The organism is Olivibacter sitiensis DSM 17696 (assembly GCF_000427965.1).
In the GTDB taxonomy this organism is placed as follows: Bacteria; Bacteroidota; Bacteroidia; order Sphingobacteriales; family Sphingobacteriaceae; genus Olivibacter; species Olivibacter sitiensis.
The window spans coordinates 24,700-36,836 of the sequence record NZ_ATZA01000012.1 but is presented as its reverse complement, the minus strand read 5'-3'; the positions used below and the strand labels follow the sequence as shown (position 1 = coordinate 36,836).

Annotated in this window: 10 protein-coding genes; 6 read left to right on the top strand and 4 right to left on the bottom strand. The window is 42.6% G+C overall.

Annotated features, from left to right (window positions below):
- The first annotated feature begins 154 nt into the window (after nucleotides 1–154).
- Nucleotides 155–646, top strand: coding sequence for a PAS domain-containing protein (locus tag A37S_RS0108345; RefSeq protein ID WP_028296599.1), 492 nt, complete (start codon nucleotides 155–157; stop codon nucleotides 644–646).
- A gap of 8 nt (nucleotides 647–654) precedes the next feature.
- Here A37S_RS0108345 and argS read toward each other — a convergent pair whose 3' ends face one another.
- The gene (gene argS, locus A37S_RS0108340; protein WP_028296598.1) at nucleotides 655–2,424 is read right to left on the bottom strand and encodes an arginine--tRNA ligase; all 1,770 of its coding nucleotides are present in this window, start codon (nucleotides 2,422–2,424) and stop codon (nucleotides 655–657) included.
- 199 nt (nucleotides 2,425–2,623) lie between these two features.
- Between argS and A37S_RS0108335 the strand changes: the two genes are divergently transcribed.
- Nucleotides 2,624–3,028, top strand: coding sequence for a DUF5856 family protein (locus A37S_RS0108335; protein WP_028296597.1), 405 nt, complete (start codon nucleotides 2,624–2,626; stop codon nucleotides 3,026–3,028).
- Between the two features lie 407 nt (nucleotides 3,029–3,435).
- The gene (locus tag A37S_RS0108330) at nucleotides 3,436–6,582 is read left to right on the top strand and encodes a lantibiotic dehydratase (RefSeq protein WP_028296596.1); all 3,147 of its coding nucleotides are present in this window, start codon (nucleotides 3,436–3,438) and stop codon (nucleotides 6,580–6,582) included.
- 11 nt (nucleotides 6,583–6,593) lie between these two features.
- Here the strand turns inward: A37S_RS0108330 and A37S_RS0108325 are convergent, their stop codons facing one another.
- Together A37S_RS0108325 and A37S_RS26175 are read right to left on the bottom strand one after the other, a co-directional pair.
- Nucleotides 6,594–7,337 carry a LytR/AlgR family response regulator transcription factor gene (locus A37S_RS0108325; RefSeq protein ID WP_028296595.1) on the bottom strand — a complete coding sequence of 248 codons (744 nt, stop codon included), beginning with the start codon at nucleotides 7,335–7,337 and terminating at the stop codon, nucleotides 6,594–6,596.
- A 22-nt stretch (nucleotides 7,338–7,359) separates the two neighbouring features.
- Nucleotides 7,360–8,406 (bottom strand): sensor histidine kinase, encoded by a 1,047-nt coding sequence (locus A37S_RS26175; RefSeq protein ID WP_169719464.1) that lies wholly within the window; start codon nucleotides 8,404–8,406, stop codon nucleotides 7,360–7,362.
- Between the two features lie 317 nt (nucleotides 8,407–8,723).
- Between A37S_RS26175 and A37S_RS27065 the strand changes: the two genes are divergently transcribed.
- The 3 genes from A37S_RS27065 to A37S_RS0108305 all read left to right on the top strand — a co-directional run bounded on the left by A37S_RS27065 (nucleotide 8,724) and on the right by A37S_RS0108305 (nucleotide 10,990).
- Entirely contained in the window at nucleotides 8,724–8,885 is a 162-nt protein-coding gene (locus A37S_RS27065; protein WP_157278515.1) for a hypothetical protein, read from the top strand.
- Between the two features lie 91 nt (nucleotides 8,886–8,976).
- Complete coding sequence (locus A37S_RS0108310; RefSeq protein ID WP_169719463.1) at nucleotides 8,977–9,915, top strand: hypothetical protein; 939 nt, start codon at nucleotides 8,977–8,979, stop codon at nucleotides 9,913–9,915.
- A gap of 40 nt (nucleotides 9,916–9,955) precedes the next feature.
- Nucleotides 9,956–10,990 carry a hypothetical protein gene (locus tag A37S_RS0108305; protein WP_028296593.1) on the top strand — a complete coding sequence of 345 codons (1,035 nt, stop codon included), beginning with the start codon at nucleotides 9,956–9,958 and terminating at the stop codon, nucleotides 10,988–10,990.
- A gap of 347 nt (nucleotides 10,991–11,337) precedes the next feature.
- On the opposite strand, the gene A37S_RS0108300 is transcribed toward A37S_RS0108305, so the two are convergent.
- The gene (locus tag A37S_RS0108300) at nucleotides 11,338–12,120 is read right to left on the bottom strand and encodes a TIGR02757 family protein (protein ID WP_028296592.1); all 783 of its coding nucleotides are present in this window, start codon (nucleotides 12,118–12,120) and stop codon (nucleotides 11,338–11,340) included.
- Between the last annotated feature and the right edge of the window lie 17 nt (nucleotides 12,121–12,137).

Sequence of the window (12,137 nt, the reverse complement as noted above, 5' to 3'; positions counted from 1 at the left end):
AAACAGATTGACTTGCTAAATCTATAAACAGCAGAAGCGGTTATTTGTTGACATAAAGTAGATATAATGGTAGAGCAGGTATAGGGGTAACGAAATAGCCGACAAGCACATAAATACCACACGAAATAAGTAGATTTACGCAGATTAACACAATATGCCCAGAAAAAAACACGCCAATAAAGAACGGTTGGAAGATCCCCAGACGTCGTTATCACAGGGTGAGCATTCGTATACCAAAGAGCTAGAGCAAAAACTAAGGCAAGCAGAGGAGAAATACCAGACGCTCTTCGATTCTATAGACGAAGGTTTTTGCATCATAGAAGTTCTTTTCGATGCATCGGGCAGCCCTATAGATTACCGCTTCCTAGAGGTAAACGCCTCCTTTGAACAACAGACCGGCATAAAGAATGCCGTTGGTAGGCGCATGCGCGATATCGCTCCCGAGCATGAGGACTATTGGTTTGAAATCTATGGAAAAATCGCTCTGACCGGTGAAGCACAACATTTCAAAATCACAGCTGGAAACTTGACCTTAAACAAGGAAGTATTTGACCTCAACGAATTTATTGAAGCGCGCATTGAGGAAGCACAGGTCGCTACTTCAAATCATACTATTTTATTTGAATTGCTCTGCAGACCATTGTAAGCGGCAATCTACATCCTCTCGGGTACCTCTATGCCCAGCAATCCCATCCCCTTGGCTATCACGGTAGCGGTGAGGTAGGACAAATGCAGGCGAAACTGTTTCAGGGACTCTTCTTCTACCTTAAGTATAGAAACCTCGTGATAAAATCGGTTGTAGAGCTTGGCAAGATCGTATACGTAATTGGCTATCAAGGCTGGACTGTAATCCTTTGCCGCCGTTCTGATCAACTCTGGATATTTTATCAATTCCTGAATAATATCTCGCTCCACTCCCTGCAATTCCTTAGGCTTTTCTACCGTTCCAGAAGCATTGAACTGCCCTTTGCTGAGCACCGACTTGATACGTGCATGGGTATATTGCACGAAAGGCCCTGTATGTCCCTGAAAGTCGATCGACTCGTTTGGATCAAACAATAAACGCTTCTTAGGTTCTACCTTTAGCAAGAAGTACTTCAATGCTCCCAACCCGATCATCCTATATAGATTTTCCTTTTCCTCGTCCGAGAAACCTTCCACCTTACCGAGTTCTTCGGTACGTTCCTTGGCCGTTTGAATCATGTCCGCTATCAGGTCGTCGGCATCCACCACGGTTCCTTCACGCGATTTCATCTTGCCAGATGGCAGATCGACCATACCATAGGAAAGGTGATACAATCCGTCAGCCCAGGGCCTACCTAGTTTCTTCAATATTAAGAACAGCACCTTAAAATGATAGTCTTGCTCATTGCCCACTACGTAGATGGATTTGTCCATCTTAAAATCATCGTATTTCAGTTGCGCCGTGCCCAAGTCTTGGGTGATATAAACCGACGTGCCATCACCACGAAGCACAAGCTTTTGGTCCAAGCCTTCATCCGTCAAGTCTATCCAAACGGAATTGTCTTCTTTTTTGAAGAAGACTCCCTTTTCAATCCCCTCTTCTATGATATCTTTTCCCAAAAGATAGGTATCGGATTCGTAATAGGTCTTATCAAAGCTAACACCCAATTGCTTATAAGTAAGATCAAACCCAGCATACACCCATGCATTCATGGTTTTCCAAAGCGCTATTACCTTCTCGTCACCTGCTTCCCATTGCCGCAACATTTCTTGCGCCTCCAGCATCAAGGGCGCATTTTTTTTTGCCTCCTCTTCGGTATAGCCCTCTGCTTTTAACTGTTCGATTTCCTTTTTATACTCTTTGTCAAATAGTACGTAGTAATTGCCTACCAGCTTATCTCCTTTCAGTCCACTGGAGTCGGGCGTTTCGCCATTGCCGTACTTTTGCCATGCCAACATGGACTTACATATATGTATACCCCTATCATTGACCAGATTGGCCTTAATGACATCGTAGCCAGCAGCCTCCAGCAACTGCGAAACAGAAAAACCCAACAGATTATTGCGCACATGGCCTAGGTGCAAAGGTTTATTCGTATTGGGCGAAGAATATTCTACCATTACTTTCTGCCCGTTCTTAGGTGACGTAAAATAGTCTTTTCCCTTGACCATATTGTCCAATATCGAAAACCAATAATCGTCCGATAGACTAAGGTTGAGAAATCCCTTGATGACATTGAAAGACGAAATAGCATCTACATGCGCCAATAGAAAGTTCCCCAAGTCCTCTCCCGTTTGCTCAGGCGATTTCTTTGAAAATCGGGTAAAAGGAAAGGTCACTACCGTTACTTGACCGTCAAATTCTTTGCGTGTTTCCTGTATATTGATGGTATTTGCATCCAACTCTACACCATAGAGTTCTTTTAGCGCTTTTGCCGTTTCGTCTATAATAAAGTTCATCGTGGGGCAAAAATAACCAATTTAATCAAAAGACAAGTTTAATTATGAGTTGCCAGTTGTGGGTTGCGGCATGTGGGTAACAAAATCCATGCGAATGTCATTTTGCAAATGGTCAAACTGAGAGACCAAATATGGCAAAACATTTGTAGGTATTTACCTGTTCAATAGATAGCAATGTTTAATTAAAAATCAATCAAAAATGAGTACTGCAACATTAAAAAACACGGATACCAAAACAGTAAACACAAAGACTGCCGAATTTATTGGTAATATATTTTCTTTTAACGACAGTTTAAAGCTCTTTCACTGGCATGTGACAGGAACAGGAAGTTATGCAAAACATATGGCATTGGATGAAGCTATTGCCACCTTATTAGGCGTGACTGATCGTTTGGTAGAAACTACTTATGCCATGGAAGGTGATGTAGCTATCACTATTCCAGCCACCAAAACGCCTAATGACATTGTAAAACATGCAGAGGGCTTTTATAGCTTTGTGGAAGATCACCGCGAATTGTTTACTGAGGCTTTCACTCAGTCCATCATCGATGACTATCAAGAGGGAATCCAACAATTGATCTATCGCTTGAAGAGATTGCAATAGTACAGAGATTATTGCACAGAGATTTAGCGATAAGGGCGTCCAAAAAAATATCTTTTGGACGCCCTTACTTTTTCTCCTGTATTGCAACGATATTGAGGAACAATTTACCTAAGCAAGTTAAATTAAACCCTGTATTCCTACTCATCAATGGGCGCACGACAGATTTCTCACTTGTCGTTGTCGTCATTGCCTGCCTGCGGTAGGCAGGCGAGGAGGCACGACGTGGCAATCTGACAAACAAAAAACGTAGATTGCCACGTCACTTCGCTCCTCGCGATGACGCGTTTTTTGTGGAAAGGGATTTTTGTCGTGCACCCCTCATCAATAAATTCGCAAATAACACTTTTAAATTTACTTATTTTCCTCTATAATTAAGCAGATTTTGCCCCTACTTAATTCAAGAAAATATGTCATATAAGGAGCCCTTAAAAAAACACAGCAGCGAATTCGATTTTAGCACCGCTTTTATTGTAAGAACTCCTACCCTGCCATTTAAGCCACATTATGAGGATGATGAGACTTACGGCTATTTCCTGCACAACCCGCTACTTAAGGAAGCCGTTTATCTAGCATCTACAGGCTTATATGACCAGTTAGCTAAATCAGCGGAAAAGACCTTAAATGGGCCAGTATCTGATCGGCTTTTGATCTCTTTGAGAAAATACGCGCTTAGAATGAGTAGTAGGTGTACCCCTTTTGGGCTTTTCGCTACTTGCTCTACCGGAAAATGGTCGGACCATACAAACCCCACTATCGCCTCCATTATAAAAAGGGTTACACGCCTGGATATGTTATACCTCTGCGAATTGGCAGATAATTTAAACAAAAAGAAAAGTATTAGGGAAAGTATCCGATTTTATCCAAATACGTCCATGTACCATCTGGCCGATGAACTTCGCTTTGTCGAATACAAACAAATCGCAAGCAAGCGGTTTCATACCATTAGCGCTATTTACCATTCCGAGGAACTAGCCAAGTTATTGGAAAATGCCCAACAAGGCATTCGCTACCAGGAAATGGTAAAAACAATGATGGAATTCGATTATACCGAGGCCGAGGCAGCAGACTTTGTAGAAAACTGTATAGAATCGAGACTTCTTTACAGTGAACTTGAACCACAGATAACTGGCGGAGACATGCTGCAGCAGCTGTTGAAAACACTGTCGAAAATAATGGACGAAGGTGCCGATGTGCAGCACGAAGTAAACTATTTGCAAGCTATACAAGAAAAGCTACAGGAACTTGATCAAAAACAGCCAAACGCCATAAGCGCCTATCGGGAAATCATCGCATTGGCAGAAAACCTAGGAACTTTCATTGAAGAGAAGACATTCTTTCAAGTTGATGCCTTTCGGAAAAATAATAAAGGGTTTTCTCTAAATAAGGCTCATACCCTTGCACTCCAACAAGCCTTATCTGCGCTCAACATACTCATACCCCGAAGAAGTAATGAAAGATTGGAAGCATTTAAAAAGCGTTTCATAGAAAGATATGGCGACAGAAAGATGCCCTTATTGGAAGTATTAGATACCGAAACAGGATTGGGTTATTTGGAGGTCGCCACCAATCCGGAATCACCCCTGTTGATTGGCATCCCCATGGGAGGACAAAGACAGAAACCGAAAACGGTGGAACACGACAGCATGGATGAATTTCTTACATCGCTTTTATATAACTCACTAGGAGAAGGCACGAAAAATATCCAACTCGACTTAGATGAGCTAGTATCCGAATTTGGGCAGCCAGATGAACACGACTTACCGGACTCCATGTCTTGCATAGCTTATTTGCTCAATGAAGAGCAATTTTTCCTAGAATCCGCCAGCGGAAGTAGCGCGATAAACCTGATGGGAAGATTCGGATATGCGGATGAGAATATCAGGTCGTTGATAGATGAAATTGTAAGAAAAGAAAAGGAACTGAACAGGGCTCATCTATTGGCGGAAATCGTCCATCTACCTGAGAGTAGGGTGGGAAACATCCTGCAGCATCCAGCCTACCTCGATTATGAGATCCCTTACCTGGCAAGGCCTTCATTGGCGGATGACAAGGTAATTCCCCTCGACGACCTATCCATATCCATAGAAAATGCAAGAATTGTCCTATGGTCCGAAAGGAAACAAAAACAAGTCATACCTCGACTCAGCAATGCACATAATTATGGCAATAATGCCCTGCCCGTCTACCAATTCCTTTGCGACATGCAAAATCAGGGACTGGAGCAAGGATTGGCATTCAGGTGGCCGCAAGCTTTAAGACATCTCTCCTATTTTCCGCGTGTATCGGTAGGCAAGGTATTGGTTTCACTCGCCACATGGAATTTTGGCCTAAGAGACATCCAATTTGCGATAAATGAATATACCTCCACCGGCAGTCTGAAAGATTTTTCCGAAAAATGGAGGCTGCCACGACTGATTTCATTGGTAGAAGGAGACAACACGCTACTCATAGATCTAGAAAGCACTTCATCTCTTGCAACATTTTGCCAAACGGTCAAAGGCAGGAACCGTATAGTCCTGAAGGAATTCCCTTTTGATCTTGGCCGTAATTACCCCATTGCCGACGAACACGGAAATCCGTATATCAACCAGCTCATCCTACCGCTTGTCAAACGAAAGAAAGAAAAAAACGATATGCTTCAAAAAGCCTCCGCATCTCCCCATGCGGTCCAAAGACACTTCCTGATGGGATCTGAATGGCTTTATTTCAAAATTTATGCCGGCACGCAAGTCATGGAGCGCCTACTAACCGAAGAGATTTACCAATTGGCAGAAGAATTAAAAAGTGATGGACTTATAGATGGGTGGTTCTTTATAAGGTTTATAGACACGGGGCACCATCTCCGCTTACGTTTTAGACTTTCCCAGAGAAACGAGTTTCAGGAGCTCGTAGATCGTTTTAACAATTATTTTAAAACACACCTGGAAGAAGGCCTTATTTGGAAAGTATGCTTGGATACTTACGAAAGAGAATTGGAAAGGTACGGGAGTAAGGGCATTTTCCTAGCGGAAAAGTTCTTTATGCTCGACAGCGATTTTACGGTAAAAGCCCTTAAGTTGATCAATGAAGGTACTCTTCCAGAAGAAACGCGATGGCTCCTGGCCATGAGGTCGACCGATGACATACTGACCGATTTCCATTTTACGCTGGAAGATAAGCTCCATATGCTAGCACAGCTCAATCGTGCTTTTGCAGCAGAGTTTCAGGCAGATCGCGAGACCTATACCCACATAAACGGCAAATACCGAAAGTATAGAATACAGATTGACAAGTACATGGAAGATGACGGATTTGAAGATAAGGACTACATGCCATTGTCCAGGTTATTGAAACAGCGAAGTATATCCACATCATCCAACTTAGCGCTAGACTTCGAGCATTTAATCCAAAGCGAGGAACCCGGCACCTCTCGATATGGATTTATATCCAGCATCATCCATATGCACCTGAACCGGGTGTTTCCCTTTGATCAACGTGCACACGAAATGGTCATATATGAACTTCTACATATTTATTATAAGTCGAAAAAGTCGAGATTGGACAGGGACATATAGCGCATTCGATGCTATCTGGGAGCATATTGACTAGCACCGCCTCTCAGTTTCAGATTGATACCGTGTAGAAAAGCATCCTTATAGGTGCTGCCGATGGGCAGTTCATGTTCGCCTTCCGTTAGGGAAACCCTGTTCCCATCTACCGATGCGATCTTGTCAATGGAAACAATATAGGATTTGTGTATCCTGAAAAAAGAAAACTCCTCAAGCTCCTCCTCCACATCCTTCATATTGAGCAATGTGACCAATTTACGGCCTCCTATAAGCTGGAAAACGACGTAGTTCTTCAACCCTTCTACATAGAGTATTTCCTTAAAGGCAATCTTGGTCAATTTCCCAAGGTCTGTCTTGACGAAGAAATGCCCCCAATCGTAAGCGTTTTCCTTGAACGGCCTGGGTTTAGCAAATCTATTCAGGACCTTTTGAGTAGCAACGATAAAGCGTTCGAAAGAAAAGGGCTTCAACAGATAGTCCGTGGCATCGTTATCGAAAGCACTAACGGCATATTCGGGATAGGCCGTGGTAAAGACAACTGATATAGGATTTTTCAACATCTTGACGAACTCCAATCCCGTCATGCCCGGCATGTTGATATCGAGAAATACAAGCTCTACATACCTATCCATAATCACATTGAATGCCTCGCGGGAATCCGTAAACGAGCCCACCAATTCGAGATAGGGCGTCTTCCGGCAATAGACCTCCAAAATATCGATGGCATGCTGCTCGTCGTCTATGATTATACACTTTATCATTGGGATAAATTTACGAAAAAAATCAGTTGTTGTTCAATTTTTTCAAATCTGCCACCTCGATTAATTCCATATCCAGTTGCAGTTCGTAGAAATCCTCCGAATCATGGATTTGGATATGATGAAAATGTTCGTAAAATTCCTTAAGTCTGGACTTGACAAACCGCATCCCTATCCCATCCTTTTCGTCCAGCTTTTCCCTCTTCAACTTCCTGTTCTTAACACAGAAACGCAAGTTATTCCCCTTTTCTACAGATAGCCAAATGGTAATGGGGAAGTCGGCATCCTTTCCATCGCCATATTTCATGGCATTTTCCACCATCGTTATCAAAATGAAAGGCACAATTCGATGTGTGGCTTTAACGCCGACATACTTAAAAGAGATATGATAATTGTCGTTGAACCGATACCTATTTAGCAGAATGAGATTCTCTATATGCCTCACCTCATTCATCAACTTTGCCGAGCTACTGAGGTCGGATTCTTGAATGGAGTAGCGCATAATCTCCGAAAGGGTAAGTATTCCCTTGGCCAACTGTTCCGACAGGACAAATGCCTTGGAGTAGATAAAACTCAACGTATTAAAAAGGAAATGGGGATTGATTTGCGCCCTTAGAACAGCAAGTCTCATGGCCGTCAGGTCTCCCTTTAGCTTTTCCTTCTCCAGCTCCTTTTTCCTAACGGCATCTGCCGAACGCATAGATACGCCATAGAACCAAAAGGCGGCTGCCAACAAGGAGAAATAAAGGGAGCGGTGGATTGTGCTCAATAAGAAAGACGGCATATTCCCAAGCCTGTCATCTAACAAATCCAAGTGCTGCAACTGCTTGTATAAAATAAATTTAATGCCTGCGTAAGCGCCAGTAATCAAGGCCAACCTAAACCCAATACGCCATGCATTCAATGCTTTGCCCCATTCGGGAAGTGCCCAGTTCTTTACAATGTAAAACTGGACGATATTGAGGGATATCATCAGAATGGTCTCTGTCCAGTATATCGTTTCTGGGACAAGTACAAAGGCATGAGCCAGCTCATACAGCCAATAAAACAGCCATAATACAACATGGATCATTATGTTGGTCGATATATTTTTCGATTTCCCCATCGATACGTTACCACGTAACTTACCCGAATCCATGTGCAGCCATTATTTTTATTTGTCGAACCATGCTGCCAATTTAACTTTTTTGTCAAATTAAAATAAACAAATGTATAAGACGCATACGTCAAAAGCCCCCCAAAAGGACAGACCCACCGAAAAGAACTTTCCTATATAAATTTCGTACTCGGAATCACTCGGTTTGAACTTATTTTAACCGTGTTGGTGTAATAAGTTTAACTAAAAAAAGGATTAAAACAATATTTGATCAAACAAATAAGATATACATCATGGAAACATTAGCAAAACAAAGGCAAAAGGGTTTTAACAAAAGAACTATTGCAAAACTCAACCAAGGAGTGACACAAAACGCAAAAGGCAAGATATTTTCGAAGGGGGTGGAAACCTATCCTACACTTACGTCTGTCACTGCAGACTTTTTGGCTGTCTAAGTATTGGCACAATGATTTTAGCCCAATGGATAGGCTCGCATTTTCATCTCGTAATCCAATTTTATTCGGGAGGAACGAAACAGAAGCGACTTTGTTTACAACAATAAGTCATCTCACTTCGTCCCCCCCTAAACCTGTCAACGGCTTGCTGGACAAGCTATTGCTTTCAATAGAAATAGGCCAGAAAGATTTAGTAAAGGATCTGGTCTATACGGCCAATATATTGTCACGTTTCAATAGTTCCGATTCTGAACTTCAATTGTCGGTTCCTAGATACATATATAATCTAGCGGCGGACGCCTGTCTAACACATATACACAGTAACAATTATAGTTTTTTGGAAGGCGCCGGCGCATATATGCTATTCCTCCGAAACAGTAGATTATCGGACGAACTTGGAGAGCTGATGGAAGAGTTCATGAGGGGTTTGGAAATTTTTATAGATGAAAAGGTTTATAAAACGCTTGATTCGCCCACTTTCGAGTTGGCAAACCTTATTGATATTCTCCTGTACCTGCCTAAGCCGGATATTGAATTCTATATCTATCGTAGGTCTTTGTTGGAAAAGTGTATGGAGGCACTTCTTGACTACTGGCAGGAAGTAAGCCTAGAAGACCAAAGGTTTACTTTTTTCGGTCCAACTCCCGAATCCTCCATGAGGAAAATACTCCCGCTGTTGCACGGAGACCTCTTGCCCGCAAAAGCGCTGATGGACTACGCCACCTTCACAGGCAAAGCTTCTTTCTTCCGGAGCGGGCACGCCATCGCACTCAACACCTTGCTGTGTCCAGTTTTATTGGAAAATGATGTGAGCAACACTTCTTTTTACGAAGGTTCGCTTGGCATAGCGTACTTGTATTCGGAATTCTTCAGGATGACAGGGGATTGTAGGTTCCATAGCGCATTTGAGGATTGGTTGAAAATTACAAAGGAAAACTCGTTCCAACCCCCACTTTGTGCCATGCCTATCAGGACGAACATAGATCACCTGGTTACCAGAACATTTATCGAAAAAGCCGTCATTGATTAACATGGGAAGAAGCCTAAACGCCTGAAAACTCAAAAATGGGTTGGAATCTCTCATAGAGGATTTTATTGAAACAACTGCCGTGGATAGCGACGACTTGCTCGTGAATGACTATTTAAGTATCGTGCTCTATTTGTATGAAAGCGGCCGATATGGCTATAATACTTATTATAATCGCAATCAGCACTTCTTCGAAAGGTTCCTCTCCCATCATCCAAACGACTTGTTGGAAGACTGTTCCCTTAGATCGGGAATGACTGGATTTGCCATGCTCCTCACATTTCTGAAAAAGAATGGTCATATTCAGCTCGACCTGGAGAAAGAATTGTCTGAATTGGATTTACAATTATGCCTGCAATATGCCAGAAATAATAGCGCATGCGAAAATAGCTTTTTAGATGGGGCCTTGGGTTATCTACACTACCTTTCTTTTAGGGATTTCTCGTCCGAAATAATCGAACAGAACGCTTCGGTATTGATGCATTCCATTGAGACATACAGTACATCTACCACCAAAGAGAAGAATGATACCTGGTTAGAAAATGACAAGGTCTTGCTTGGTTTGCTATTGCTGAACCTCTATGAAAAGCATTTCCAATTTAAGTGGCTAAAGCAAGAAATATTGGCCATAGCCGAATCGATCCTGTCGGATTCGAAGAACATCTGTTCTTGCCAACAACAGCTCATATCGTCACTTTTTCTGTACAGGGTACATTTCAATTTTGTCAATGCCAATTATGTCCAAGAGGCGAAAGCACTGGGGATTCAATCTTTTTGCAACCTCAGCAGCCAAGCACGCGGCATAGACAATCCCTACCTCTACAATGGAACATCGGGGATAGCCTGCCTTTACAAAGCCTTGTATAAACTCACTGGGGAATTCACCTATATAACTGCCTATAAGTTTTGGCTAGGCCAAACAGAGATCAAGACTAAGGAAGTATTAAAGTACAAAAGAAACACACCCCTTTCACATCTTGGCAGTATACTTCACGGCATTGTCGGCTCCTTACTCCTCTTAAATTCCCAAGGGACCCAAAATGACAATTGGCTATCGATTATTTTACTTAATTCCTGATTTACATTTCCTCAAGGCTGTTAGGCCCTTGCATCGTAATCTACTCGCCATTCCTTCGTTTCGCGTTCGGTATCCAATGCCTCCATTATTCCCATCCGGCGCATATAAAACGTACCTCTACAGTATCACTATGGAATGAGGGTAGAATGAAGGTAAAAGGAAAGCTAAATGAATACCGAATAGTTAAGAGACTTAAACGGAGTTGAGCGGACTTCAGCGGACTTGAACGGACTTTTAGATGTGCTTTAGGTTGAGCTTAGGTTAGTCGGGCTAATATACATAAATAGCCACATGCCCTGTTTATTGCAAAATTACATAATTTCCATATGTGAAGCAATACCCATATCCTACAGTTCCCCTTCTACTCCCAATCCAAAAAGCGCAAAATCATATTTCACAGGATCGTCGGCATCCAATTGCCTAAGCGATGCGGTCAATTCCAGCGCTGTTTGCCAATCGGTTTGCTTTCTTTTAATCAGGCCCAAATGTCTTGCCACCCGGTCTACATGTACGTCACAGGGACATATCAGGTCGCTTGGCCTTATCTTTTTCCAAAGACCGAAATCGACACCCTGCCCGTCCTTCCGTACCATCCAGCGCAGGAACATATTCAATCTCTTACAGGTCGATTTTTGCAGGGGACTACTGATATGCTTTTTTGTCCTGCTCGGGTAATCCGGAAAGCTGAAAAAATAAGCCCTAAATGTATTGAGTGCTTGCTCTACCAAAGGGATTCCTGCATTTGGAAACTTTGGCAAAAAGGCGTCTTCCAGCGTCATTGATTGTTGGTAATGGCTTTGTAGTACGGACACAAAATACAGCAAATCCGTATCATTGAAGGTACGGTGCTTGAAGCCCAATAACTGTTTGCGATCAGATTCCTCGTGATAGCGTATAAAATCATATGGAACGCCGTCCATGCGCGCAACCAGTTCGCCGCATTTGTTGATGATGGTCTTCCGCTGGCCCCAAGCCAAAATGGCAGCAAAGAAGCCCATGATCTCCACATCTTGGGGCAAGCTGAAACGGTGGGGTATACAGATGGGATCTGATGGGATAAATTCAGCGCGATTGTATTGCGCCACCTTTAGCTCCAGCAAGTCCCTGATATTTGTGAGTGTATTTGACATTTTTTTGAAAGACTAAA

Excerpts from the sequence above, each read along its gene's own strand:
- argS (WP_028296598.1), bottom strand. The coding sequence starts at position 2,424 with ATGAACTTTATTATAGACGAAACGGCAAAAGCGCTAAAAGAACTCTAT.
- A37S_RS0108325 (WP_028296595.1), bottom strand. The coding sequence starts at position 7,337 with ATGATAAAGTGTATAATCATAGACGACGAGCAGCATGCCATCGATATT.
- A37S_RS0108330 (WP_028296596.1), top strand. The coding sequence starts at position 3,436 with ATGTCATATAAGGAGCCCTTAAAAAAACACAGCAGCGAATTCGATTTT.
- A37S_RS0108300 (WP_028296592.1), bottom strand. The coding sequence starts at position 12,120 with ATGTCAAATACACTCACAAATATCAGGGACTTGCTGGAGCTAAAGGTG.
- A37S_RS27065 (WP_157278515.1), top strand. The coding sequence starts at position 8,724 with ATGGAAACATTAGCAAAACAAAGGCAAAAGGGTTTTAACAAAAGAACT.
- A37S_RS0108335 (WP_028296597.1), top strand. The coding sequence starts at position 2,624 with ATGAGTACTGCAACATTAAAAAACACGGATACCAAAACAGTAAACACA.
- A37S_RS26175 (WP_169719464.1), bottom strand. The coding sequence starts at position 8,406 with ATGATCCATGTTGTATTATGGCTGTTTTATTGGCTGTATGAGCTGGCT.
- A37S_RS0108345 (WP_028296599.1), top strand. The coding sequence starts at position 155 with ATGCCCAGAAAAAAACACGCCAATAAAGAACGGTTGGAAGATCCCCAG.